Below are 25,801 nucleotides of genomic sequence, written 5' to 3'. Positions count from 1 at the left end.
TAAATGCGAAATGGCCACCCAGCATTGGGTGGCCATTTCGTGTGAAGAAGTCCGGCGGTGTCCTACTCTCCCACAGGGTCCCCCCTGCAGTACCATCGGCGCTGAGAGGCTTAGCTTCCGGGTTCGGAATGTAACCGGGCGTTTCCCTCTCGCTATGGCCGCCGAAACACTATTGATGTTTCAAAAACCAACAACGACATTGCATTGTTGCGTTCCCGACCGTACATCGAGAACCACTCAGTGGACGCAAGCACCAAAAACGGTGTGTTATCAAGTCATCGGCTTATTAGTACCGGTCAGCTTCACGTATTACTACGCTTCCACATCCGGCCTATCAACCCAGTAGTCTGGCTGGGAGCCTCTCACCATAAAGGTATGGAAGTCTCATCTTGAGGCCGGCTTCCCGCTTAGATGCTTTCAGCGGTTATCCATCCCGAACGTAGCTAATCAGCGGTGCTCCTGGCGGAACAACTGACACACCAGAGGTTCGTCCAACCCGGTCCTCTCGTACTAGGGTCAGATCCTCTCAAACTTCCTACGCGCGCAGCGGATAGGGACCGAACTGTCTCACGACGTTCTAAACCCAGCTCGCGTACCGCTTTAATGGGCGAACAGCCCAACCCTTGGGACCTACTCCAGCCCCAGGATGCGACGAGCCGACATCGAGGTGCCAAACCATGCCGTCGATATGGACTCTTGGGCAAGATCAGCCTGTTATCCCCGAGGTACCTTTTATCCGTTGAGCGACAGCGCTTCCACAAGCCACTGCCGGATCACTAGTCCCGACTTTCGTCCCTGCTCGACCTGTCAGTCTCACAGTCAAGCTCCCTTGTGCACTTACACTCGCCACCTGATTGCCAACCAGGTTGAGGGAACCTTTGGGCGCCTCCGTTACATTTTGGGAGGCAACCGCCCCAGTTAAACTACCCACCAGGCACTGTCCCTGAACCGGATCACGGTCCTAAGTTAGATATCCAGAGTGACCAGAGTGGTATTTCAACAATGACTCCACACTCACTGGCGTGAATGCTTCACCGTCTCCCACCTATCCTACACAAGCCACACCGAACACCAATACCAAGCTGTAGTAAAGGTCACGGGGTCTTTCCGTCCTGCTGCGCGTAACGAGCATCTTTACTCGTAATGCAATTTCGCCGAGTTCGCGGTTGAGACAGTTGGGAAGTCGTTACGCCATTCGTGCAGGTCGGAACTTACCCGACAAGGAATTTCGCTACCTTAGGATGGTTATAGTTACCACCGCCGTTTACTGGGGCTTAAATTCTCAGCTTCGCCTTGCGGCTAACCGGTCCTCTTAACCTTCCAGCACCGGGCAGGCGTCAGTCCGTATACATCGTCTTGCGACTTGGCACGGACCTGTGTTTTTAGTAAACAGTCGCTACCCACTAGTCTCTGCGGCCACCACACCCTTTCGGAGCAAGTCCTAATAAGTGGATGGCCCCCCTTCTCCCGAAGTTACGGGGGCATTTTGCCGAGTTCCTTAACCACGATTCTCTCGATCTCCTTGGTATTCTCTACCTGACCACCTGAGTCGGTTTGGGGTACGGGCAGCTAGAACCTCGCGTCGATGCTTTTCTCGGCAGCATAGGATCACCCACTTTTTATCCGCATCGTGTCTCAGCCTCAATGACTCCCGGATTTGCCTAAGAGTCGGCCTACGCACTTGCACCAGGACAACCATCGCCTGGCTTGGGCTACCTTCCTGCGTCACACCTGTTAATACGCTAGCCGCACCAGCATGGGGTCGAGCGTTCACACAGACGTCCATCACCCCGAAGGGATCCGAAACATTCTGAGCTAGGACTCTTAGCACCACTGGATTAGCTTGGGCGGTTCTTCGCCGGTACGGGAATATCAACCCGTTGTCCATCGACTACGCCTGTCGGCCTCGCCTTAGGTCCCGACTTACCCAGGGAAGATTAGCTTGACCCTGGAACCCTTGGTCTTTCGGAGGACGTGTTTCTCACACGTCTTTCGCTACTCATGCCTGCATTCTCACTCGTGTAGCGTCCACGGCTGGGTCACCCCGCCGCTTCACTCGCCACACGACGCTCTCCTACCCATCAACACGGCTGGACCACAAAGGCCTACCAAAAATGTCAATGCCACAACTTCGGTGGCGTGCTTGAGCCCCGTTACATTGTCGGCGCGGAATCACTTGACCAGTGAGCTATTACGCACTCTTTCAAGGGTGGCTGCTTCTAAGCCAACCTCCTGGTTGTCAAAGCAACTCCACATCCTTTCCCACTTAGCACGCGCTTAGGGACCTTAGTTGGTGGTCTGGGTTGTTTCCCTCTCGACTATGAAGCTTATCCCCCACAGTCTCACTGCTGCGCTCTCACTTACCGGCATTCGGAGTTTGGCTGACGTCAGTAACCTTGTAGGGCCCATCGGCCATCCAGTAGCTCTACCTCCGGCAAGAAACACGCAACGCTGCACCTAAATGCATTTCGGAGAGAACCAGCTATCACGAAGTTTGATTGGCCTTTCACCCCTATCCACAGCTCATCCCCTCAGTTTTCAACCTAAGTGGGTTCGGTCCTCCACGACGTCTTACCGTCGCTTCAACCTGGCCATGGATAGATCACTTCGCTTCGGGTCTAGGACACGCGACTGAATCGCCCTATTCAGACTCGCTTTCGCTACGGCTACCCCACACGGGTTAACCTCGCCACGTATCGCTAACTCGCAGGCTCATTCTTCAAAAGGCACGCTGTCACCCCTACTAAGGAGGCTCCAACGGTTTGTAAGCAAACGGTTTCAGGTACTATTTCACTCCCCTCCCGGGGTACTTTTCACCTTTCCCTCACGGTACTTGTCCGCTATCGGTCATCTGGGAGTATTTAGGCTTATCAGGTGGTCCTGACAGATTCACACGGGATTTCTCGGGCCCCGTGCTACTTGGGATACTCTTCACGCCAAGAACAGGCATTTCGACTACGGGGTTCGCACCCTCTATGACCGGCCATTCAAAACCGTTCGTCTATACCCTCTTGTCACGTCGACTGCTCGGCAGAACAATCAGAAAAGTCCCACAACCCCCAACATGCAACGCCTGCCGGCTATCACACACGCTAGGTTTAGCCTCTTCCGGTTTCGCTCGCCACTACTCACGGAATCGCTGTTGCTTTCTCTTCCTGTGGGTACTGAGATGTTTCACTTCCCCACGTTCCCTCTACCCGCCCTATATATTCAGGCGGGAGTCACCAGGTACGCACGCGCCCTGGCGGGGTTTCCCCATTCGGACACCCTCGGATCAAAACTCGCTTATCAGTTCCCCGAGGCTTATCGCAGATTGCTACGTCCTTCTTCGGCTCCAGATGCCAAGGCATCCACCGTTTGCTCTTAAAGACTTGAAATCACATGAGTTGAATCGTCAAAAAATTGACTAATGATCTTTAAGATCATCTTCACGACACAACCTAAAAGGCCATGTCGAAGATGCTCGCGTCCACTGTGTAGTTCTCAAAGTACGGGCGGTACCCACCCCACACGCCACAACCGTGACAGCAGGGAAGGCCCACAAGGAAACAGCCACCAACCACACCAGCTCCAAAAAGCTGACGCGATCAGCGCCCGGCCCCTCAGGACCCAACAGCGTGCATGTGCCAAAAACTCCGACCCAGACCGTTCCCATAGCAAGCTACGTACTAAACCCGAGACCACAGTCCCCGACACCCCATCAAATGTTCCACCCATGAGCTAACCGGCAGACACATTCGGTCTGATCCGGCGCCTGGACACCCACGATTCGAAAACCCCGGACGCCAGATGCTCCTTAGAAAGGAGGTGATCCAGCCGCACCTTCCGGTACGGCTACCTTGTTACGACTTAGTCCTAATTACCGATCCCACCTTCGACGGCTCCCTCCACAAGGGTTGGGCCACCGGCTTCAGGTGTTACCGACTTTCATGACTTGACGGGCGGTGTGTACAAGACCCGGGAACGTATTCACCGCAGCGTTGCTGATCTGCGATTACTAGCGACTCCGACTTCATGAGGTCGAGTTGCAGACCTCAATCCGAACTGGGACCGGCTTTTTGGGATTCGCTCCACCTTACGGTATTGCAGCCCTTTGTACCGGCCATTGTAGCATGCGTGAAGCCCAAGACATAAGGGGCATGATGATTTGACGTCATCCCCACCTTCCTCCGAGTTGACCCCGGCAGTATCCCATGAGTTCCCACCATTACGTGCTGGCAACATAGAACGAGGGTTGCGCTCGTTGCGGGACTTAACCCAACATCTCACGACACGAGCTGACGACAACCATGCACCACCTGTTCACCAGTGTCCAAAGAGTCCCGTATTTCTACGGTGTTCTGGTGTATGTCAAGCCTTGGTAAGGTTCTTCGCGTTGCATCGAATTAATCCGCATGCTCCGCCGCTTGTGCGGGTCCCCGTCAATTCCTTTGAGTTTTAGCCTTGCGGCCGTACTCCCCAGGCGGGGAACTTAATGCGTTAGCTGCGTCACGGAAACCGTGGAATGGTCCCCACAACTAGTTCCCAACGTTTACGGGGTGGACTACCAGGGTATCTAAGCCTGTTTGCTCCCCACCCTTTCGCTCCTCAGCGTCAGTTACGGCCCAGAGATCTGCCTTCGCCATCGGTGTTCCTCCTGATATCTGCGCATTCCACCGCTACACCAGGAATTCCAATCTCCCCTACCGCACTCTAGTCTGCCCGTACCCACTGCAGGCCCGAGGTTGAGCCTCGGGATTTCACAGCAGACGCGACAAACCGCCTACGAGCTCTTTACGCCCAATAATTCCGGATAACGCTTGCGCCCTACGTATTACCGCGGCTGCTGGCACGTAGTTAGCCGGCGCTTTTTCTGCAGGTACCGTCACTTTCGCTTCTTCCCTGCTAAAAGAGGTTTACAACCCGAAGGCCGTCATCCCTCACGCGGCGTTGCTGCATCAGGCTTCCGCCCATTGTGCAATATTCCCCACTGCTGCCTCCCGTAGGAGTCTGGGCCGTGTCTCAGTCCCAGTGTGGCCGGTCACCCTCTCAGGCCGGCTACCCGTCGACGCCTTGGTGAGCCATTACCTCACCAACAAGCTGATAGGCCGCGAGCCCATCCCAGACCGAAAAATCTTTCCAAACACGACCATGCGATCACGTCTCATATCCAGTATTAGACGCCGTTTCCAGCGCTTATCCCAGAGTCCAGGGCAGGTTGCTCACGTGTTACTCACCCGTTCGCCACTGATCCACCAAGCAAGCTTGGCTTCACCGTTCGACTTGCATGTGTTAAGCACGCCGCCAGCGTTCATCCTGAGCCAGGATCAAACTCTCCGTAAAAGAAAAATGCCCACCCAACCGGAATAAGGTCGGGACAAGCGAGTTCAATCTGACCAAACAGGAAGTCAAAACTGACTATCCAGATGCCAACCCCAAAAGGTTGGACTTTGATCCAAAGGAATTACTCGCAATCCGCAAAAACGGACCAACGAGGAATAAATTGGCATTTGACAAGTGCACGCTGTTGAGTTCTCAAGGAACGGACGCACCCACAGAAACGATCTCTCGACCTACCCGTGAGGCAGTTCACTTCTATATTTTGTCACTCGAACCTTGTGAGTCTCACAGTGGGACCTATCTAAGAGATCAACGTCGTGACACCCGGTCGAGGACCAGAATCAAAACCCTACACCATGCGGTTGGGGGTTTTGACTGTGTTCTCCGCTTGAGAGGACGCGGGGCCTTTCGGCCGCTCCGCTCTCCCCTGTGGGGCGAACAAGTAATAAGTTACGCGGATCCCACCGACTCGTCCAATCCACAGCACCGCCCGGGCGTGTCGCACCCCCGAAACCGCGGAAAATCGCGGATTTTCGGTGTTCGGGCCGCAGAGCCCGAGGTAAGGCCACGGAGGGTCACATCAGCGACGGGATCGATGCCAGCGACGCCGTGGCATCCGCGTGCCCGCCCGTGAACTCGATGCCGCCGAAGAACAGGGCCCCGATGACCAGCGCGAAGACGAAAGCGATCGACAGGAAGAGCACAGCGACGCCGGCGATGGTGATCAGGAGCGGGATGCGGTTTGCCATGGGTCGATCCTCTCCCAGCCCGTCCTTCGATCACCAGGGCTTGCGCAGGAACGACCGAAGGCCGGCACCCCGAGGGGTACCGGCCTTCGATGAGGAACCGATCAGCGACCGGAGAGCTTCTCGCGAAGCGCAGCCAGCGACTCGTCGTCGGCGAGGGTGCCCTGAGCGGGCGACTCCGACGAGAACGAGCCACCGAACGAACCGGTGTCCGTCGGGTTGGCGGCCTCGGCCTCGAGGGCCTTGGCGACAGCAGCCTTGTGAGCCTCCCAGCGTCCCTGGGCAGCCGCGTACTCCTGCTCCCACGCCTCGCGCTGGGTGTCGAAGCCCTCGAGCCAGGCACCCGACTCGGGGTCGAAGCCCTCGGGGTACTTGTACTCGCCACGCTCGTCGTACTCGGTGGCCATGCCGTACAGCGCCGGGTCGAACTCGGTGCCGTTGGGGTCGACCGACTCGTTGGCCTGCTTCAGCGACAGCGAGATGCGGCGACGCTCGAGGTCGATGTCGATGATCTTGACGAAGACCTCTTCGCCCACCGACACGACCTGCTCGGCGAGCTCGACGTGCTTGCCCGACAGCTCCGAGATGTGCACGAGGCCCTCGATGCCGTCAGCCACGCGGACGAACGCACCGAACGGAACGAGCTTGGTGACCTTACCCGGAGCGATCTGACCGATCGCGTGGGTACGGGCGAACACCTGCCACGGGTCTTCCTGCGTCGCCTTGAGCGAGAGCGAAACGCGCTCACGGTCGAGGTCGACCTCGAGGATCTCGACCGTGACCTCCTGGCCCACCTCGACGACCTCGGAGGCGTGCTCGATGTGCTTCCAGGAGAGCTCGGAGACGTGCACGAGACCGTCCACGCCGCCCAGGTCGACGAACGCACCGAAGTTGACGATCGACGAGACCGTGCCCTTGCGGACCTGGCCCTTGTGCAGGTTGTTGAGGAACGTCGTGCGCGACTCGGACTGCGTCTGCTCGAGCAGGGCGCGGCGCGAGAGCACGACGTTGTTGCGGTTCTTGTCGAGCTCGAGGATCTTGGCCTCGATCTCCTGGCCGAGGTACGGCGTCAGGTCGCGCACACGACGCAGCTCGATGAGCGACGCCGGGAGGAAGCCGCGCAGGCCGATGTCGACGATGAGACCGCCCTTGACGACCTCGATCACGGAGCCGGTGACGACACCGTCGTTCTCCTTGATCTTCTCGACGTCGCCCCACGCGCGCTCGTACTGCGCGCGCTTCTTGGACAGGATGAGGCGACCTTCCTTGTCCTCCTTCTGGAGAACGAGGGCCTCGACGTGATCGCCGACGTTGACGACCTCGTTGGGGTCGACGTCGTGCTTGATCGAAAGCTCGCGGGAGGGGATGACACCCTCGGTCTTGTAACCGACGTCGAGGAGGACCTCGTCGCGGTCGATCTTCACCACGGTGCCCTCGATGAGGTCGCCGTCGTTGAAGAACTTGAGGGTCTTCTCGACCGCGGCCAAGAAGTCTTCGGCGGAGCCGATGTCGTTGATCGCGACCTGCTTGATAGCCGGGGCGGTCGTTGCGGTAGTCATGTAGTGGGTTGTCCTAGTGGGTGGGTGTCGGGCTTCGGCTCCTGCGAGGCGGCCCCGGGTGGGACCGCACCCGGCCGGGCGTCACTCGCCGGAGGGCGAACGAAAGCCACGAGCCGAAGCGAAGCGGATTGTTTCGTGCGATGCCACTCGCTTACGCCCGCGGTGCGGGATAGCCAGACGAGTGACACTCAAGCCTAACCCATTGGATGCCCCTGTTGCCGCCCCATCGGGTGCCAGGGAGAACGCAAGAGCGCACGAACAGCCCGTGACCAGGCGTTCGCCCCCACCCCTCCGCCCAGGTTGCATCCAGACTGCCGTGCCAGGCTCCCCGTTTCGTGCCCGTCGATCACGGGCAGGACGTGCTGTTCACGGCCGTCTTCGCGATACGAAACCGGTTTTATGACTTCTGATTCGACGCCTCCACACAACCGCCGCAGCCGCCGACGGGCAGCTCGCCGCTCCGCCCGCCGACCCGCGATCACCGCCGGGGTGGTCGCCCTCGGGATCGTCGCGACGGTGAGCCTCACCGGGACCGCCCCGGTCGCTCAGGCCGCCCCGGCCCCCTCGCTCCTGTCCGCGTCGAGCTTCCAGCTGGCGTCCTACACCGCCCCCGTCCCGCCCGCCACCATCTCGGCTCCGGCGCTCGCCGACGCCCATGCGGCGGCGCAGACGGCGGCGGCGGCGATCGAGTCCGCGACGACCGTGCAGAACGACATCACGGCATCCGGACTCGACATCGGCCAACCGGCCACCGTCGACACCTCGACCCTTCAGCAGGCGGCTGATCGCCTCGACGCCGCGCAGGTGCTGCCGCCGGCCTTCCTTCCCGGTGTCACCGGCGAGGTCACGGCCGCGGCGGCCGCCGTCGACCAGCGCGTCAGCGCCCTGCGCGGGAGCCTCGACGCCGCAGTGGCGAAGAAGCAGGAAGAGGAAGCGGCCGAGAAAGCGCGCCAGGAGGCCGAAGCTGCGGCCGCGGCGAAGGCCAAGGAAGAGGAAGAGGCCCGTTCGTCGGCTCCCTCGGAGGACTCGTCCGGCGGGTGGACTCCCCCGCCGTCGTCGGGTGGCGGCTCCGGCGACAACAGCCCAGGAGGCGCCCAGGCCACCGCGCGCGGAATGCTCTCCGGCTACGGGTGGGGCGACGACCAGTTCTCGTGCCTCGTCTCGCTGTGGAACCGCGAGTCCGGATGGAACTACCAGGCCTACAACGCCGGCAGCGGTGCGTACGGCATTCCGCAGGCCCTGCCGGGAAGCAAGATGAGCTCCGCCGGTGCGGACTGGCAGACCAATGCCGGCACGCAGATCGCGTGGGGCCTCGGCTACATCTCGGGACGCTACGGCAGCCCGTGCGGGGCGTGGGACCACTCCCAGTCGACCGGCTGGTACTGACCCTCAGCGCTGACTCTCAGCGCCACCACACCATCGAGCGCGCCGCTGCGGAGAATGCTCCGGAGCGGCGCGCTTCGCTGATCACGGCGTCGCCGTCGCGTAGACCGACCTCATGGAGGGTCACGGGCCCGATCCGCCGCTGCCATTCCTGCGCGAAACGGTGGGCGACCTCGCGGCGGCGTCCCACGTCGGCCGGAACCGCGAGGAAGCGACGGCGACGACCCGAACCGGCGAGGCGCAGGACCGTGCCGACGACCGCCGAGCGCCCACCCCTGTCGACCTCGAGCAGGAAACGCGGCGCTCGGACCGGCGCGCACAGCTCGGTCAGGGCTTGCCCGAATGCGGCGCGCTCGTTCAGGTCGGCGCCGTGGATGGCGACCTCCACCCTCTGGACGACGTCGAGGGGAGCCGCGGAGGTCACCCGTGGCGTGCCTCCCCCGGCCCGAACCCGGCCGGCGTCGGCGAGCGCCTCCCACAGCACCTCGGAGATGCGCTCGAGGGTGGCTCGGGCATCCCGGACGCGCCGGCTCCCCTGCCGCGACGCGACCGCCAGGGGCACTGCCGCGAGGACTCCGCCCAGGAGCGCGGCGCCCGCTACGGGCGGGGCCGCGTCGGGCAGGAGGGCGAACGCCCCGGCGACCGCCGCCCCCGACGCGCCGAGGGTTCCGACGAGCGCCGTCGCCGTCGCCCGCGTTGCGGGCACCGACGTCGGGAACAGCGGAGCGCCCGGACGGTGCTCGACGACGAAGGACTCCTCCTCGATATCGTCGTAGGCCTCGCCGATCCGCCAGAGCTCCCGGGTGGTCGCCCGCGACGGAATCGCGTCCAGAGCACCGATGTCGGCCAAAGCGGCGCCGGGGACCTTGGCGAGGACTCCCGTGAGCGCTCGGCGCTGAGTGTGGCCGAGAGCGGCACCGAGGCCTCTCACGATTCGGTCCGGGTCGTCGACGTCGACGCCCCACAGCCGGGCGTGTTTGCGGCGCAGGCGGGCGGCATCCGGTTGCGCCTCCACGGGGAGATCCGGCGGCACGAGCGCCGTCACCGTCCAGTTGTGGGCTGTCTTCTCCGGCCATGACGGATCGAGGCGGAGCGTGCGCCCGCGCAATTGCTGCATGGCCGCGTCTCCGGCGGCAGCACTGAGGTCGACGAGGGTGTTCACCCGCGGGCAGTCCCAGCCCTCGCCGAAAAGACCGCGTGTGCCCACGACGACCTGCAGCCGGCCGGCGGTCAACAGGCGCGCGGCCGCGCCGACGATCCCGGCGCCGGCGATTCCCCGCACCTCCACGACATACGGATCGTCGTCGACGGGGGCGACGGTCACCTCGACGCCGAGTTCGGCGACGAGGTGCGGCAAGAGCTCTGCGGCGTCGTGACGAGCCAGGCGCACCGTGGAGGAGGTGACCAGCATCGCCCGGAGGCCGGCGGTGGCGGCATCCGTCGTCAGGACCGAGAACGTGCGCACCGCACCGGCCGCACCCACCAGACCGCCGTGCACGTTCCCATGCCGTGCGAAATCGGTGACGACGAGGGCGCAGAGCCGATCCCCGAGCACCGCCGCCTCGGCCGCGAGGATGTCGCACGCGCCCTGATCCTTCGCGAGGGAGGACGTCAGCACCGAGTCGATCGGATCACGGGTCCGGCGCACGCCCTTGTCGGTCAAGGCGTAGCCGAAGTCGGCGAGGAGAGCGCGCAGGCGCGTCCACTCCTGCGCGCGGGACGGATCCGGCAGCACGTGATCGAGGGCGAAGCGTCCGAGCAGGCGCAACGTCTCATCGGTCGTCGGCGGGCGGCGGGCGAACGCGGGCAGATGCGCCGTCACAGGATCGTCGGGGGCGACCAGCGAGAGCATCGCCCCAGCCGCTTCCGCCCCGGCGAAGTCGGCCGCGAAGGCGGCGGCGAGCCGGCGATCGACGTCATCGTCGTCGCCGGGCGTCTCGGCATCCGGGGGTTGGAGGATGTGGAGGAGGCTCGCGCGCCCGGACCCCACGGCGAAACTCGTGCGGAGGGCGACCTCGAGAGCCTCCGCGTGCGCGCTCAGGAAGACGCGCTCCTCCGCGGTGGGTGCGACCACGTGCACCAGCTCCCGGTACGGCGCGAGGTCGCCCTCGCGGACGACCGCCGGTACCGGGACCTCGAGGTCGACGTCACCCAGGAGCGAGATGTAGTTGTCGTACTCGTCCGCGTCGTCGGGCGTCGGCAGCGTCGCGGTCAGACCGATCACCAGCGGCTCTCGACCCTCGGCGCGGATCCGGGCGACGAGGGCGGCCACGACGAGCGCCCAGTGGTCGAGCAGGTGGTGGCACTCGTCCAGCACGATGGTCTCGACCCCCCGCACGACCAGACGGTCGATGAGATCGCGCGCGTTCGGGTGCAGAGCGGCGGCGAGGACGGTGGCATCCTGGCGCGCCAGCGAACGCCGGATCGCCCGGGCACGAGAGTGGATGCCGCGCCGGTACGCCGCTGGATTGCTCTCGGACAGCGCGTCGAGCCACGCCGCCGCGGCATCGGGCGTGCGGTCGTCGGCCTCGAGCTCCTCGCGCCACCGGTCGCGAGCGAGAGCGGCGAAAGGAGAGGCCGAATCCAGCACGCTGATCGACTGATACGTCAGGGCGGTGAGATCGGCCGGTGCCGCGGGGTCCGCCGAGACGGCCGTGGCGTCGTGTGCGAGTGCGCGCGCCGCCTCCGCCCACTGCTCGCGGATCGCGAGGGTCGGGGAGAAGACCACCGTGCGCCTCCCCCGGCGCGCGGCCAAGAGGAGCCCGACGAGGGTCTTGCCGGAACCGGGAGGGGCGACGAGGTGCAGCGGCTCGCCGGCATCGACGTCGACGCGGCGGAGCGCGGCCGCCTGGTAGGCACGCAACGTGCCGTCGAAAGACCACCCGGCGAGCGGGCGCGGTGGTTCCGAGGACACCGGGACAGTCTAGGGACGGGTGCCCCGCGGTCAGGCCCCGTTACGGCGCGCGATGATCCCCGCCAGCAGGGCGTGGGACAACGGCGCGACCGAGGCGATGAGCAGAACCGTGCCCCAGAACCCCTGATCGGGCTGGAGCAGGATGCCACCGATGAGGAGCCCCGCGAAGAGGACCGCGGACACCACGCGACGGATCATGCGCTCGAGGTCGCGCAATCGGCGCTCGATCCTCGGCGTCTGCACGGATACGGCGCCCTCCTCGAACCGCGAGACGAGGTTGTCGAGCCGGCGCGGCAGCCGCGCGGTGACGGCGGCCACAGCCCCGACCTCGCGCGCGAGCGCCTGGGCGGTGTTGCCGCTCTCCTCGCGGATCAGACGCTGCGCGTAGGGCTCGACGGCGTCCCAGATGTTGAAGGACGCATCGAGCGCGCTGCACATGCCGGAAGTGAGCGACATGGCACGGACGATCAGCAGGAAGTTCTCCGGCAGCTGGAACGGCAGGGTCCGGACGACATCGCCGAACTCGACGGCGAACGCGCGGAACTCCCGCGGGTCGACTTCCTGCAACTCCGCGAATCCCATTCCCCCGAAGCGGGAGAACAACTGCGTCATCGCGCGCTCGAGTTGAACGGTGTCGGCGGAGGGAAGAAGGACGCCGATGTCGCGGATGCCATCGACGAGACCCTTGCCGTCGCGCGACGCGGCGGCGATGAGGACGCGTCGGAGCCCACGGCGGAGCCCCGGCGGAACCTCCCCCATCATCCCGAAGTCGATGAAGGTGAACCGCCACGCCGGGGTGTCGGCATCCGGAGTCGGGAGGGGGGTCACGAAGACGTTGCCCGGGTGCGGGTCGGCGTGGAAGAAGCCGTCCTCGAAGAGCTGGTCGAACATGACCGCGGCGAACCGCGCCGCCACCTCGGACGGGTCGATGCCGGCGGCGCGCAGGGCGTCGACATCGGTGATCTTGATCGCGGAGACGTCTTCGAGGGTCAGGACGCGCCGCGTCGTGCGCTCCCAGGCCACCGCGGGGACGGCCACTCTCGCGTCGTCGCCGAAATCGGCGGCGAAGCGTTCGGAGTTGGCCGCCTCGTGCACGTAGTCGATCTCTTCGAGGCTCGTGACGGCGAACTCTTCGACGAGGGCCGGCATGTCGACGCGGTCCGACACGAGCGAGACCTTGCTGAGCCATCGGCCGACCTTGCGCAGCGCGCGGAGGTCGACGTCGACGATGCGATCGATCCCGGGGCGTTGGATCTTCACGACGACGTCGCGTAGTCCGCTCTCCTGCGCCATCGCGTCGGTAAGGGTCGCGCGATGCGCTTGGCCGAGCGACGCGGCGGCGAGCGGTCGCTCGTCGACGAACGAGAAAGCGCGGGTCAGCGGCATCTCGAGCTCGTGCTCGAGGCGTTCGCGCATCTGCGCGAACGGCACCGGAGGGACCTCGTCCTGCAGCCCCTCGAGCTCCTTCGTGATGATGGGCGGAAGCACGTCCAGGCGCGACGACATGAACTGCCCGACCTTGATCATCAGGCCGCCGAGGTCGACGGCCAGGACGTGGAAGCGCTGCGCGAGACGCAAGAGCCTCCGGGTGCGGCCCCGGGCGGAGATCCACCCGAGGCCGAACCGCGGCAGGAACAGCTCGAACCACCACGCCTGGACCAGATAGCGCGCGGCGAAACGCGTGATGCGCCGATAGCGCGTCCGCATGAGGGCATCGTCGGTCAACGGGACTCCTGGAGGCCGACGTGCCGAGGGCACGCGCCGGGGAAGGGCAATCTCAGCCCTGGGCGAGGATGGCGTAGAGCTTACGACGGGCGTCGTCGAGGATGTCGACGGCCTGTGCGACCTGCTCCTTGTCACCCGTCCGCGCGACCTGCGCGGCGGCCTGGGCGAGTTCGACGCCCGCCTTCGGCAGGGCCGTCATGCGACCCCCGTCGCGCGAGCCCGCGGACTCCCACGGGGCGGTGCGCTCGGTGGTCTCTTCTCCGGCGGCTTCGCGGCCCTCGGCGGTGAGCGAGTAGGTCTTACGACCGTTGGACTCCTCGGACTGCACGAGTCCCTCGTCGGTCAACAGCTGCAGGGTGGGGTACACCGAGCCGGGGCTCGGCTTCCACGAACCGCCGCTGCGCTCCTCGATCTCGCGGATGATCTGGTAGCCGTGCATCGGCTGCTCGAGGAGAAGGGAGAGGACGGCGGAACGCACGTCTCCCTTGTTCATGCGGGGGGCACCGCTCGTCTTCTGCTCGAACTGCGTGCGCAGCTGTTCCATGGCCTCGAGGATGTTGGACATCGGCCAGCCGGGGGTGCTGTTGCCACCGCGTCCGCCGAACGCGTCTCCCAGGAATGAACCACTCATGACGACCTCCTTCGCGCGGACCCGATCTGAGTCAGCGATACATAACGATATATCGCTACGGGGTCTCGCGGGGCCGTCGGTCGGGAAATCCTCAGTACCAGTTGGTCGCCTGAGAGTGTCCCCACGCGGCGCAGGGCGTGCCGTATCCACGGGAGATGTAGTCCAGACCCCACTTGATCTGCGTGGCCGCATTGGTCGCCCAGTCGGAACCGAAGCTGGCCATCTTGTCGCCGGGGAGCGACTGCGGGATGCCGGTGGCCCCGCTCGGGTTGTACGCCTGGTAGTTCCAGCCCGACTCCTTCGTCCACAGCGAGGAGAGGCAGGAGAACTGGTCTTCGCCCCAGCCGTACTGGTCGGCGGCGAGCTGCGCGGCGAAGGCCTTCGCTCCGTCGGGGGTGTTCACCCGGGCGAGGGCTGCGGCGGCTTCGGCCTGGCGCTGCGCCTCGGCGGCGGCGGCGGCCTCGGCCTGGCGCTGCGCTTCCGCCGCGGCATCCGCGGCCGCCTTGGCCGCCTTGGCCTCGTCCAGGCTGCTGCGCAGGGTCGCGACGCGGTCGTTGACGCGCTGCGTCTCGACCTCGGCGTTCTGACTGAGCGCCGGGAGGAGCACGGTGGGAAGGAGGTCGGACGTGGAGAGACGCTCGACCGCGTCGCTCAGGGCCGCGGTGTCGATGCTCGTATCGCCCACGGAGAGCGGAAGGCCCGCGGTGGAGATGTCGGCCTGGACCGCGGAGGCGCCGGCCAGCGCGGACTGCGCCTGCGTCGTCGCGGTGTCCGCGGTCTGGGTCACCGCGCGAAGGGTCGGGGCGGACCCGAGGGTCGCGACGTTGATCGCCGCCGGTGCGGTGGTCGCGGCGGGCGCGCTGAAGGCGGACGCCGAAGCGTCGGGCATCGACAGCGGCGCGGCAACGGCGAGGCCGGTGGTGGCGACCATGCCGAGCGCGAGACCGGCGCAGGTCATGGCCGTGGTGAGGGTTCGGCGGGCGCGATGAACGGGGACGAGCTTGAGATCGGAACGCAGCAAGGGAGCACTTTCGTCGGGGGCGCGCTCTCGGGTAGAGCGCGATCGCTGTGCCGTCGGGTCGACACAAGTCCCCGAGTGTGGGTGGCCGTTCTGGGCGTTATCTCTTCGTTACCTGGGAGGGTCGTGGGAGCGGAGGCGAGGTTTCACGCGATCCGCGCGGTCGCGCACGTCGACGAGCGACGACAGGGGGCCGGACGGAGCTGGGCCTGAAACAGGGAGCCTGATCAGGTCTTTCTCGCGAAACCTTCAAGGCGGGGTCGAATGCCGCCGGCGTGCGTCCCCCCCGGGAGGATTCCGTCGCCGCCCGGTCGGGCTGATCCGCGCGGAAAAAAATCGCGGATCAGCCCGATTTCTCAGGCGCGGTGGTCGCGGTAGTACGCGAGCAGGGCCGCCGTCGAGGCGTCTTGAGCGGCCAACGCCGCATCATCGCCCTCGATCGCAGGGGCGATCTGAAGGGCGAGCTGCTTGCCCAACTCGACGCCCCACTGGTCGAAGGAGTTGATGCCCCAGATGGTGCCCTGCGTGAAGGTGATGTGCTCGTAGAGCGCGATGAGCTGCCCCAGCACGGCGGGGGTGAGCGAGGGCGCGAAGATCGACGTCGTCGGGCGGTTGCCGGGGAAGGTGCGCGCGGCCACGAGCGCGCCGGTAGTGCCCTCGGCCTCGACCTCTTCGGCCGTCTTGCCGAAGGCCAGGGCCTTGGTCTGCGCGAGGAAGTTCGCCAGGAACAGCCCGTGGACGTCGCGCCCGTCGTCGGCGAGCGGGTACGCCGGGTTCACGACGGCGATGAAGTCGGCGGGGATGAGCCGCGTGCCCTGGTGGATGAGCTGATAGAAGGCGTGCTGGCCGTTCGTGCCGGGCTCGCCCCAGAACACCTCTCCGGTGTCGGTGGTGACGGGCGTGCCGTCCCACCGGACCGACTTGCCGTTGGACTCCATCGTGAGCTGCTGGAGGTACGCCGCGAAGCGGTGCAGCTGCTGTGCGTACGGCAGCACGGCGTGCGACTGCGCGCCGAGGAAGTTGGTGTACCAGACATTGAGCAGGCCCATGAGCACGGGCACGTTCTGCTCGAGGGGGGTGGATGCCACGTGCTCGTCGACCGTGTGGAATCCCGCGAGAAGCTCGCGGAACGCACCGGGGCCCAGGGTGATCGCCAGCGACAGGCCGATCGCGGAGTCGACGGAGTACCGACCACCGACCCAGTCCCAGAAGCCGAAGGCGTTGGTGGGGTCGATCCCGAAGGCTTCGACCTTGTCGAGCGCCGTCGACACGGCGACGAAGTGGTGGGCGACGGCGTCGGTGCGGGCGGTGTCGGTGTCGTCGATCGCTCCGACGGCACCGAGCTTCTCCCACAGCCAATCGCGCGCGAGGCGGGCGTTCGTGAGGGTCTCGAGGGTGGTGAAGGTCTTCGAGGCGACGATGAAGAGGGTGGTCTCGGGGTCGAGATCGGCGGTCTTCTGGGCGATGTCGGTGGGGTCGATGTTCGAGACGAAGCGCGCGTGGATGCCGGCGTCGGCGTACGGAAGGAGCGCCTCGTAGACCATGACGGGACCAAGGTCGCTGCCGCCGATGCCGATGTTGACGACCGTCGTCACCTTCTTGCCTGTGATGCCGCGCCATTCGCCCGAGCGCACGCGGTCGGCGAAGGCGCTGAGGCGGTCGAGCACCTCGTGGACGTCTCGGTCGACCCGCTGCCCGTCGACGACGAGGGCCGGCTCGGCTCCGGCGGGCCGGCGAAGTGCCGTGTGCAGCACCGCGCGGTCCTCGCTCGTGTTGAGGTGTGCGCCGGCGAGCATGGCGGCGAAACGCTCGCGCACCCCGGTCTCGCTCGCGAGCGCGATCAGGGCGTCGAGCACCTCGGCTGTCACGAGATTCTTCGACAGGTCGACATGCAGGTCGCCGACCGTGCGGGTGAGGTCGCGTGCGCGGTCGCCGTCGGCGGCGAACCAGCCCCGGAGATCGGGCTGGAAGGCGTCTCGCAAGGCGGAGAGGCGGGACCAGGCGGCGGTGGTGGTGGGGTCGATAGGCGCAGTCACGATGTCCACGCTAGCGACCCGGACGGCTGCGCACATCGTGGATGACGAAGCCGGGGGAAGACGCTAGAGATCGGAGGGGCGGGGAGGAGATGTCGACCCCGGTCCGAGCAGCGGGATCTCGCGTGCGGCATCCCACGGCTCGGTCCATCCGAGCCGTTCGAACAGGCCGTCCAGCACCATCGCGGTGAAGCCCCAGACGGTCTGCGGACCGCCGATCGTGTCGAGTGTGAAGGCCGGTCCGCGCCATATCCGTCCCTCGCGGCGGATCACCGTCGACCCTCTCCGGGCGGGATCGAGAAGATCCGCGACGGGGGCGCGGAACACCTCGGCGGACTCGGCCCGGTCCACCGCGCGGACGGGCGTCGGGCGGGCCCACCAGCCGATGACCGGGGTGACCTCGTGCCGGGAGAACGCCAGTGGCACGGCGGGGAGCGCCCCCAGGACATCGACGCCGTCGGGATCGAGCCCCGTCTCCTCGCGCGCCTCGCGCAACGCCGCTGCCACGGCATCCGCGTCTCCCGGATCGATGCGTCCGCCCGGGAACGCCACCTGTCCCGGGTGCGCGCGCAGAGTGCTCGCGCGCGCGAGGAGCAGGACGTCGAGGTCGCTCGGCACGTGCGTCGCCTCGCGCCGACTCGGGATGCCGTCGAGCACGCCGAACAGGATGAGCACCGCGGCCGCTCGCGCCTCTGCGTCGAGGGGAAGCGCGTGCAGGGCGGCGAAGTCGTCGGCGTGCGGCCGTCGAACGAGATTCTCCAGCTGCGCGCGGGGGGAGGGCATGGATCGAGGTTACCGAGCGCCTGGTCCGCAAGCCGGTGCGCGCCGCGGCACGAACCACGACTCATCGCCGTGAGACGCCGGAGCTCCGAGCAGCCGCCCCTCGCAGGCGTGGCCGTCGGGGGTCATCTGGGTCTCGGGGATGCGGCTCACGGTCTCTTCTGCGTCCTCGGGGTGACGTTTCCTCGACGATGGAGCTCGCGCCTGCCCGAGCCCTCACCGATCCTGTGCTGCGCCTCTGAGACGGCATCCCTCGTCGGAAAGACCCGTCCGCGACCGACGCGAGCGTGTGAGGATGAGGAGAGGGAGGTTCGCGATGACCGGAGCGCTGCACGCTGTGACGCTCGTCGTCGACATGCCGATCACCAAGATCGACGCCCTCGACGTCATCGCCTTCGCCGCCGACGGGGGCGTCGAGGACGCCGGCACGGCCCGCCCGCGCGTCTGGCTCGCTCCGCACGCCTGGGCCGAGGTCGAGATCCCGAAGTTCGCCGATCCGCCGCCGTTCGCGATCGACGTGTACTCCGACGTCTCGGGCGAGGTCGCCTGGGCGCAGGCCCGGCGCCTCCACGACGCACTCGAGCGACTCGGATGGGACGTCGAACCGCCGCGAGCGGGTGTGCGGTGACCCTCCCCCACCTTCCCCGACTGCTCTACGTCGAAGACGATGCCGAGATCGCGGCGATGACGCTCGAGGTCCTGAGCGAGACCTACCAGGTGACGCACGAGAGCGACGGCATAGCGGGTCGGGACCGGGCGCTCCGCGAGCGCTTCGACGTGATCCTGCTCGACCGCCGGCTCCCCCGCCTCGACGGCGCGGGGATCGTCCGCGACCTGAGAACCGCCCAGATCACGACACCGGTGCTGATGCTCACCGCTCTCGGGGCCGTCGCCGACCGGGTCGAGGGGCTCGATGCCGGGGCGAACGACTATCTGTTGAAGCCCTTCGACTTCGAGGAGTTGCTGGCGCGCCTGCGCGCGCTGCGCCGCGCCTTCCGCGCCGAGGGTCGACGGCGCGCGGTCGCGGGATGGACCTACCTGCCCGACACCGCCGTGGTCTACGGCTCGACGGGAGCGCGCGTGTCGCTCACCGCGACCGAGAACGCCGTGCTCGACCTGCTCACGAGCAGCCCCGACCACGTCTTCTCGCGCGAAGAGGTGGCCGGCACGGTGTTCTCGTCTCCGGATGCCGTGACCACCGTCGATACCTACGTGCACTACCTGCGCCGGAAGACCGAGACCGACCTCGTCGAGACGGTCCGCGGCCGTGGGTATCGCGCGGGAGCCGCGAGGTGAGCGCCGACGACGATCGCCTCGTCGTGCGCCGCGCGGCCCTTCGCGTGGGGACGCTGGTGGCGGGCGCGTCGGCGGTCGCGATCGCGCTGGGCGTCGGCATCCTCGTCGTCGTCCTCGTCTCGGGGGCACGAGCCGAAGGAGGCGGACGGCGCCCCGGCGGGGCGGGCGGAGGAATCGGCGATCGCTTCGTGGTCGACCTCGACGACGTGCTGCCGTGGGTGCTCGGCCTCGGTATGGCCGGGGTGATCGTCCTGGGCCTGGTGGGCTGGGCCGCCGCCCGATGGTCGGTCCGCCCGCTCGACGACGCCCTGCGCCGCCAGCGCCGGTTCGTCTCGGACGCGAGCCATGAACTGCGCACTCCCCTCACCGCGCTCACCAGCCGGATCCAGATCGTGCAGCGTCGGCAGAGCCGCGGTGAGGCGACCGATGAGCCGCTCGAACAGCTCCGTCACGACGCGCAGATCATGGACGACGTGCTCGCCGACATGCTGCTCACCGCGGAAGGCCTCGCGCACGCGGGAACGGCCCGGGTCGATGACGCGGTGCGCACGGCCGTCGCCACGCTTTCCTCTCTCGCGGACGAGTCGGGGGTCACCGTGCGCGCCGAGGAGCTCCCCGACATCACGGTCGGCGTTCCTGCGGTCACGGTCGTGCGCATGTGCACGGCGCTCCTCGACAACGCGATCGGCCATTCCCCGACCGGTTCCACGGTGACGCTCTCGGCCGCGGTCGACGCCGACGACGCCGTCATCCGGGTGCAGGACACCGGCTCCGGCATCGGCGACGAGGATCTGCCGCGGATCTTCGAACGGTTCGCCCGGGGAACCGAGTCCGGCCGCCGGCGCGGGTTCGGCCTGGGACTCGCCCTCGTGCGCGAGGCGGCGACCCGTTACGGCGGCCGGATCGAGGTCGAGCGCTCGTCGGCGGCGGGCACGGTGTTCGCACTCCGATTGCCTCTCGCGCGCTGACGGGTTCGGATCAGCGCGCCGTCGCGTCGCGGAAGGCCGACACCTCGACCCCGCCGGCGAAACGACGTGAGCGGCCGTGCTCCCAGACGATCCCGGATGCCACGGGGGCCACCGGCATCCACTCCAGGTCGTCGATCCCGGCGATGGCGGCCACCGTGGCCCACGCATCGGCGGTGGCGAGGTGATCGGCCACGACCGTCGCGCTCACGGGACCCGCGAGGGACACGCCCGTGCGCGGATCGACGAGGTGGGCCCCGCGTTGGGCCGTGCCCGAGGTGGCGACCGCCCCGTCGACGACCTCGACGGTGGCCAGCAGCTCCCTCTCATGGGTCGGGTGGGCGATGCCGATCCGCCAGACGTGGTCGCTCGTCGCGGCCGTGCGAAGGCGCATGTCGCCGCCCACGTTGACACCGACCGCCTCGATCGCCCCGGCCGCGAGCACCCCGTCGAACGCCCGTGTCGCGGCATCCGTCGACCATCCTTTGACGTAGCCCGTCGGGTCGAACCATCCGCGCCAGGACGCGTCGAAGCGCCCCCCGCTGCGCTCGCGCAGCTCACGGCAGCGCTCGGCCACCTCGGCCACGCGCGGATCGACGTCGCGGAGGTCGAGCCCCTCATCGCGCAGACGCGAGATGTCGGAGTCGTCGCGGTAGGTCGAGAACACCCGCTCGTCGTCGCGCAGGCGCGCCACGCACGCGGCGATCGCCCCGTCGATCGACGGAGTGCGCTCGCCCACGACGGTGATCGAGGCGACCGTTCCCATGACGGGCTCGACGACCGTGAACACCCCGGTCACGCGCGGGCCTGATCGAGAGCGGACTGCAGCGAGGTGAGGTACCCGGTGCTGGTGTACGTGGCACCCGAGACCATGTCGACCTGGGCGCTCTGGGCGTTCACGGTCTCCTTCACCAGCACCGGTAGGGCGCGCGCGTTGATCTGCTGGTCGCGACCGCCCTCGGAGGGGTACCGCGGCACCTGCACGTCGGTGATCACCCCACCCGACACGGTGATCTGCACCTGCACCGCGCCGTAGCGGGTGTTCGCCGCCTGTCCGGTGAACGTCCCGTCGCGCAGGCCGCTCGACGAGGTCTGCGTCGAACTCGAGTTCGAGTTCGACGAGCCGTCCGCGCCGGTGGGGCTGGGCGATGCCACGGCGGCCTTCGGAGCCGCCGCGACCCCCGACGCCGGCGCATCGGCGAGCGCGCTCGCGGGCTCGGGAGGAACGGAGGTGCGGTAGCTGAACAGCAGCATGAGCCCGGTCACGGTGGCCATGAGGGCGTAGACGATTCTCTTCATCGGTTCTCCTCAGACGGCGAAGGCTTCGAGGTGGATACGGTCGGCCGAGACACCGGCGCGCCGCAGGTCGGTGCGCACGGCATCCATCCACGGCTGAGGTCCGCACAGGAACACGTCGGTGGCGGCGGTGTGCGGAGAGACGTAGCGGATGAGGTCGGACCCCGACCATTGCGCGTGCGAGGTGGGCAGCCAGGACGAGGTCGTCAGCGCCCGGGGACCCGGAAGAGGGGCGTGTCGCAGGCCCCGTTCCCGCACGAGTCTCGCGATCGCCTCCGAGCGCAGGGCATCGGCCGCGGCGTGGTCGCGCACGATCAGGGTCGCCTCTCCCGGGGCCCAGTCGCCCTCTTCGAGGATCGCCACCAGGGGGGCGACGCCCGCGCCGGCACCGATCATCAGCAGATGTCCACCGCGCCGTTCGTCGGCGGTCATCGTGCCGTACGGGCCCTCGATCAGCACCCGCGTGCCGGGCCGCAGTGCGGCGAGTCGCCGCGTGCCGTCGCCGACGAGCCGGGCCGAGATCACAAGCTCGCCGTCGGCGGGATCGGCCGCGAGAGAGAAGGGGTGCCCGCGCGTCCAGCCCGGGCCGTCGAGGAACCGCCAGACGAAGAACTGCCCGCCGCGGGCCTTCAGCGCGTCGATCCGGCGACCGGTCATGCGGACGGAGACACCGCTGCGCCCGTCGGGTTCGACGGCACGGACCCGGATGCCGTGACGCAGCGACCGGGTCAGCGGCATCCCGAGCCGGAACACGATCACGGTCGCGAGAGTCACGCCCCACATCGCCCACCAGTACGCCGTCGCGGCGGGAGAGACGGTGAAGTCGGCGCCCGTCCACAGCATGTGCGGGATCGCGAGGCCGACGCCGAGGTAGCCGTAGAGGTGCAGCAGGTGCCACGACTCGTACCGCAGGCGCTTCCGGGCTTTGCGCACGGAGGTGACCACGACCAGCAGCAGCAGGCCCGTCCCCGCGGTCGCCAGCAGCATGCCCGGGTAATCCGCCACGAACTGCCACGCCTGTTCGAGGGGGTTGAGACCCGCCTGCACCGCGTAGCCGAGGATCTGCAGTCCGATGTGCGCCAGGAGCAGCGCGAACGACCAGAAGCCGACGATCCGGTGCATGCGCGTGATGCCGTCGCGACCGAAACCGCGCTCGAACAGCGGCACACGCGCCATGAGCAGCACCTGGAAGAAGAGAAGGTTCGCGGATGCCAGACCCGCGGCGCGCCCGAGGGAGTTGAGCGAGTCCGCTCCCCCGGCCAGGAGCGACTGCAGCTCTCCCCCGGCGACCCACACCGCCACGACGACGAGGCTCGTCGCCCAGATGACGACGATCGCGGCGAGGTTCCACAGGGGCCGGGTGTTCGCCGCCCGGCGCGGGATGCGGCGAGCGCGCCGCTCGGCGGCGGGCGGGGCGGCGAGGACGGGGGCTGCGGTCATGCGCTCAGCGTGCCCGCGCGCTCCCCAGACGGCTCCAAGAATACGAGGCTCAGAGTCAACGCAGAGGAAACGCCTAGCGAGGTGCCGACGGAGGCCTCGGAGCGGCGGGACGCACCCGGCGACGACGTGGCGGAGGGGGACGGCCGGTCAGTCGTCGATCCCCACGAGCGCCGCGCTCCGCTCCCACAAGACCTTCGCGACCACCGGGTCGTCGGCGATGCGGTTCGTCTTCGCGGGCTTGTTGTTGGCGTAGAAGCCGCCCGACTCCCAGTCCACGCCGGGCTTGCCGAGCGCGAGCCACGTGAGGCGCGCGCCGCCGACCGCGGTCGAGGTCATGAGGCTCTTGGCGAGAGGGCCGCCGTAGAGGAACTTCCACGGACCGTCGCTCGTCGAGCCGAAGTTCGAGGCGATCACGCCCGGGTGGAAGGCCACCGCCGACACGCCCTGCTCGCCGAACCGGCGATGGAGCTCTTTCGTGAACAGCACGTTCGCGAGCTTCGCGTTGCCGTAGGCCGTGGTCGACGAGTACCGGCGCTCGCCCTGCAGGTCGTCGAGGTCGAAGCGGGGGAAGAGTTTCGCCGCGGCACTGGAGGTCTGGATGACCGAGGCCCCCGACTCGATGAGGCGCTCGCGCAGCAGGTTGGTGAGCAGGAACGGCGCGAGGTGGTTGACCTGAAACGTCGTCTCGTAGCCGTCCGTCGTCAGGCGACGCTCGCCGAACACGCCGCCGGCGTTGTTGGCGAGCACGTCGATACGCGGGTACCTCTCGAGAAGGGATGCCGCGAGCTCGCGCACCTGTGCGAGGTCGCTGAAATCGGCGACGAACGAGTCCACCCCGAGCGAACGCGCGACGCGCGCGGTCTTGTCGGGGTTTCGACCGACGACCACGACCTCCTCGCCGACGCCCACGAGCTGCTTCGCGGATGCGGCTCCGATGCCGTCGCTGGCTCCGGTGATGACGATGGTGCGGGTCATGCGTACCTCCTGGTCGATGAGCGCCACGCTAACGCGGGCACCGAGGAGAACCGCGGGGCTTGCCCTCGGCGTCCACACCCCGTGAGAACTCACAGCCCGCTCCCAGCCCCACGGGACCAAAAGGGGCGGGCCCCGCGTTCTCTTCTGTGACGCCCGCTTCGAAAGCGTCAGGACGAGAGGATACGAGCCGTGAGCACGGAGTACCGGAAGACGTCGGAGGCGCTGAGCCGCCTCACCGATCACCAGTTCGCCGTCACGCAGGACGACGCCACCGAGCCGCCGTTCCGCAACGAGTACTGGGACAACCACGAGGACGGCATCTACGTCGATGTCGTGTCGGGACAGCCGCTGTTCTCCTCGACCGACAAATTCGAGAGCGGATCGGGGTGGCCGAGCTTCACCCGGCCCATCGACGAGGCCGCCGTCGTGGAGAAGACCGACCGCAGCCTGTGGATGACACGCACCGAGGTGCGCTCGGCCGGCGCCGACAGTCACCTCGGGCATCTGTTCGACGACGGCCCGCGCGATGCCGGGGGGCTGAGATACTGCATGAACTCGGCCGCCCTCCGATTCGTGCCCGTCGCCGAGCTCGAGGAGCAGGGATACGGCGCGTACCTCCCCCTGTTCCGCGAAAGCCGAGCCTCATGAACCTTTTCCCCTTCCGCAACCGCAAAAGGAGCATCACCATGACCAGCGGACCCACTGACACCGGCGAGATCACCCGCCGCCCCGGCACCGAGACCGCCGTCCTCGCGGGCGGCTGCTTCTGGGGCGTCGAAGACCTCATCCGTCGCCAGCCCGGCGTGCTCGACACGCGCGTCGGCTACACCGGCGGCCAGAACGACCACGCGACGTACCGCAATCACCCCGGTCACGCGGAGGCCGTCGAGATCGTCTTCGACCCCACCCAGACGTCGTACCGCGACATCCTGGCGTTCTTCTTCCAGATCCACGACCCGTCGACCCTGAACCGTCAGGGCAACGACGTCGGAACGAGCTACCGCTCGGCGATCTTCCCGCTCTCGCCCGAGCAGGAGAAGGTCGCCCGCGACACGATCGCCGACGTCGACGCATCGGGCATCTGGCCCGCGAAGGTCGTCACCACGATCGAGCCCGAAGCCCCCTTCTGGGAGGCCGAGCCGGAGCACCAGGACTACCTCGTGCGCATCCCGAACGGCTACACGTGCCACTTCGTGCGGCCCGGCTGGGTGCTGCCCAAGCGCGAGGAAGCCTCCGCGTAAGTCTCTTGCGAGGGCCCGGATGCCACGGCATCCGGGCCCTTTCTCATGCCAGCAGGTCGTCGAGCAGGCGTGTGACGCGCGCCTTGATGTCGTCACGAATGGGGCGCACCTCGTCCAGGCTCTTGCCCGCCGGGTCGGTGAGTTCCCAGTCCTCGTACCTCTTGCCCGGGAAGATCGGGCAGGCGTCCCCGCAGCCCATCGTGATGACGGCGTCGGACGCCCTCACATCGTCGGTGAGCAGCAGCTGCGGCACCTCGGCACTGATGTCGATGCCCTCTTCAGCCATCGCCGCGACGGCCATGGGATTCAGTGTCTCGCCGGGTGCGCTGCCTCCGGAGAGCACGGTGACCCGATCGCCGCCGAGCGCCCGCGCGTAGCCGGCGGCCATCTGCGAGCGCCCGGCGTTGTGGACGCAGACGAAGAGGATCGTGACGGTGGTCATCCGTACATTCTGACGCGCTCCGGTGAACAGCGGGTGCC

Annotated in this window: 19 protein-coding genes and 3 rRNA genes; 6 read left to right on the top strand and 16 right to left on the bottom strand. The window is 66.9% G+C overall.

Going from position 1 to position 25,801, the window contains the following annotated elements; all coding sequences use genetic code 11:
* Positions 1 to 49: 49 nt before the first annotated feature.
* The 5 genes from rrf to rpsA all read right to left on the bottom strand — a co-directional run bounded on the left by rrf (position 50) and on the right by rpsA (position 7,624).
* Positions 50 to 166 (bottom strand): 5S ribosomal RNA (rrf, locus tag NS220_RS01670).
* Between the two features lie 100 nt (positions 167 to 266).
* Positions 267 to 3,377: ribosomal RNA gene (locus NS220_RS01665) — 23S ribosomal RNA — on the bottom strand.
* 423 nt (positions 3,378 to 3,800) lie between these two features.
* A 16S ribosomal RNA gene (locus tag NS220_RS01660) occupies positions 3,801 to 5,322 on the bottom strand.
* The 16S, 23S and 5S rRNA genes sit together here, the layout of an rRNA operon.
* Before the next feature lie 572 nt (positions 5,323 to 5,894).
* Positions 5,895 to 6,068: a hypothetical protein gene (locus NS220_RS19940; RefSeq protein ID WP_193755240.1), complete on the bottom strand. Its 174-nt coding sequence runs from the start codon at positions 6,066 to 6,068 to the stop codon at positions 5,895 to 5,897.
* Between the two features lie 101 nt (positions 6,069 to 6,169).
* The gene (gene rpsA / locus NS220_RS01655; protein ID WP_058622362.1) at positions 6,170 to 7,624 is read right to left on the bottom strand and encodes a 30S ribosomal protein S1; all 1,455 of its coding nucleotides are present in this window, start codon (positions 7,622 to 7,624) and stop codon (positions 6,170 to 6,172) included.
* Positions 7,625 to 8,023: 399 nt separating this feature from the next.
* On the opposite strand from rpsA, the gene NS220_RS01650 reads away from it, so the two are divergent.
* Positions 8,024 to 9,010: a hypothetical protein gene (locus tag NS220_RS01650; protein ID WP_058622361.1), complete on the top strand. Its 987-nt coding sequence runs from the start codon at positions 8,024 to 8,026 to the stop codon at positions 9,008 to 9,010.
* Between the two features lie 16 nt (positions 9,011 to 9,026).
* Here NS220_RS01650 and NS220_RS01645 read toward each other — a convergent pair whose 3' ends face one another.
* The 6 genes from NS220_RS01645 to NS220_RS01620 all read right to left on the bottom strand — a co-directional run bounded on the left by NS220_RS01645 (position 9,027) and on the right by NS220_RS01620 (position 18,111).
* Positions 9,027 to 11,921 carry a DEAD/DEAH box helicase family protein gene (locus NS220_RS01645; protein WP_081322929.1) on the bottom strand — a complete coding sequence of 965 codons (2,895 nt, stop codon included), beginning with the start codon at positions 11,919 to 11,921 and terminating at the stop codon, positions 9,027 to 9,029.
* A gap of 30 nt (positions 11,922 to 11,951) precedes the next feature.
* Complete coding sequence (locus NS220_RS01640) at positions 11,952 to 13,628, bottom strand: ABC1 kinase family protein (RefSeq protein ID WP_153004104.1); 1,677 nt, start codon at positions 13,626 to 13,628, stop codon at positions 11,952 to 11,954.
* Positions 13,629 to 13,698: 70 nt separating this feature from the next.
* Complete coding sequence (locus tag NS220_RS01635; protein ID WP_058622358.1) at positions 13,699 to 14,277, bottom strand: PadR family transcriptional regulator; 579 nt, start codon at positions 14,275 to 14,277, stop codon at positions 13,699 to 13,701.
* A 91-nt stretch (positions 14,278 to 14,368) separates the two neighbouring features.
* A complete protein-coding gene (locus NS220_RS01630) occupies positions 14,369 to 15,298 on the bottom strand; it encodes a phospholipase (RefSeq protein ID WP_081322928.1) in 930 nt (309 codons plus the stop codon).
* A 353-nt stretch (positions 15,299 to 15,651) separates the two neighbouring features.
* A complete protein-coding gene (pgi, locus tag NS220_RS01625; protein ID WP_058622357.1) occupies positions 15,652 to 17,367 on the bottom strand; it encodes a glucose-6-phosphate isomerase in 1,716 nt (571 codons plus the stop codon).
* 27 nt (positions 17,368 to 17,394) lie between these two features.
* Positions 17,395 to 18,111, bottom strand: coding sequence for an NUDIX hydrolase (locus NS220_RS01620; RefSeq protein ID WP_058622356.1), 717 nt, complete (start codon positions 18,109 to 18,111; stop codon positions 17,395 to 17,397).
* A gap of 313 nt (positions 18,112 to 18,424) precedes the next feature.
* Here NS220_RS01620 and NS220_RS01615 point away from each other — a divergent pair, with 313 nt between their 5' ends.
* Genes NS220_RS01615 through NS220_RS01605 form a run of 3 tightly spaced genes read left to right on the top strand, consistent with a single transcriptional unit; the run spans position 18,425 to position 20,372 of the window.
* Entirely contained in the window at positions 18,425 to 18,736 is a 312-nt protein-coding gene (locus NS220_RS01615) for a hypothetical protein (RefSeq protein WP_081322927.1), read from the top strand.
* Positions 18,733 to 19,404, top strand: a complete 672-nt coding sequence (locus NS220_RS01610) for a response regulator transcription factor (RefSeq protein ID WP_275934668.1) — start codon at positions 18,733 to 18,735, stop codon at positions 19,402 to 19,404. The genes NS220_RS01615 and NS220_RS01610 overlap by 4 nt, the downstream gene beginning before the upstream one ends.
* A complete protein-coding gene (locus NS220_RS01605; protein ID WP_058622353.1) occupies positions 19,401 to 20,372 on the top strand; it encodes a sensor histidine kinase in 972 nt (323 codons plus the stop codon). The genes NS220_RS01610 and NS220_RS01605 overlap by 4 nt, the downstream gene beginning before the upstream one ends.
* 10 nt (positions 20,373 to 20,382) lie before the next feature.
* Here NS220_RS01605 and NS220_RS01600 read toward each other — a convergent pair whose 3' ends face one another.
* The 4 genes from NS220_RS01600 to NS220_RS01585 all read right to left on the bottom strand — a co-directional run bounded on the left by NS220_RS01600 (position 20,383) and on the right by NS220_RS01585 (position 24,080).
* Positions 20,383 to 21,168, bottom strand: a complete 786-nt coding sequence (locus NS220_RS01600) for an FAD:protein FMN transferase (RefSeq protein ID WP_242864493.1) — start codon at positions 21,166 to 21,168, stop codon at positions 20,383 to 20,385.
* Positions 21,165 to 21,668 carry an FMN-binding protein gene (locus tag NS220_RS01595; protein ID WP_058622352.1) on the bottom strand — a complete coding sequence of 168 codons (504 nt, stop codon included), beginning with the start codon at positions 21,666 to 21,668 and terminating at the stop codon, positions 21,165 to 21,167. Before NS220_RS01595 ends, NS220_RS01600 begins: the two co-directional genes overlap by 4 nt.
* A 9-nt stretch (positions 21,669 to 21,677) precedes the next feature.
* A complete protein-coding gene (locus tag NS220_RS01590) occupies positions 21,678 to 23,105 on the bottom strand; it encodes a ferredoxin reductase family protein (RefSeq protein ID WP_058622351.1) in 1,428 nt (475 codons plus the stop codon).
* A 147-nt stretch (positions 23,106 to 23,252) separates the two neighbouring features.
* Positions 23,253 to 24,080 (bottom strand): SDR family NAD(P)-dependent oxidoreductase, encoded by an 828-nt coding sequence (locus NS220_RS01585; RefSeq protein WP_058622372.1) that lies wholly within the window; start codon positions 24,078 to 24,080, stop codon positions 23,253 to 23,255.
* Positions 24,081 to 24,269: 189 nt separating this feature from the next.
* On the opposite strand from NS220_RS01585, the gene msrB reads away from it, so the two are divergent.
* Complete coding sequence (gene msrB / locus NS220_RS01580; RefSeq protein ID WP_058622350.1) at positions 24,270 to 24,728, top strand: peptide-methionine (R)-S-oxide reductase MsrB; 459 nt, start codon at positions 24,270 to 24,272, stop codon at positions 24,726 to 24,728.
* 38 nt (positions 24,729 to 24,766) lie between these two features.
* Complete coding sequence (msrA, locus tag NS220_RS01575) at positions 24,767 to 25,321, top strand: peptide-methionine (S)-S-oxide reductase MsrA (protein WP_058622371.1); 555 nt, start codon at positions 24,767 to 24,769, stop codon at positions 25,319 to 25,321.
* 43 nt (positions 25,322 to 25,364) lie between these two features.
* Here msrA and NS220_RS01570 read toward each other — a convergent pair whose 3' ends face one another.
* Entirely contained in the window at positions 25,365 to 25,763 is a 399-nt protein-coding gene (locus NS220_RS01570) for an arsenate reductase ArsC (RefSeq protein ID WP_058622349.1), read from the bottom strand.
* Positions 25,764 to 25,801: the final 38 nt, after the last annotated feature.

The sequence above is a fragment of the Microbacterium testaceum genome, assembly GCF_001476655.1.
Taxonomy (GTDB): domain Bacteria; phylum Actinomycetota; class Actinomycetes; order Actinomycetales; family Microbacteriaceae; genus Microbacterium; species Microbacterium testaceum_C.
Note: the sequence above shows the minus strand (reverse complement) of the source record. Positions and strands in the feature narration are given on the sequence as shown.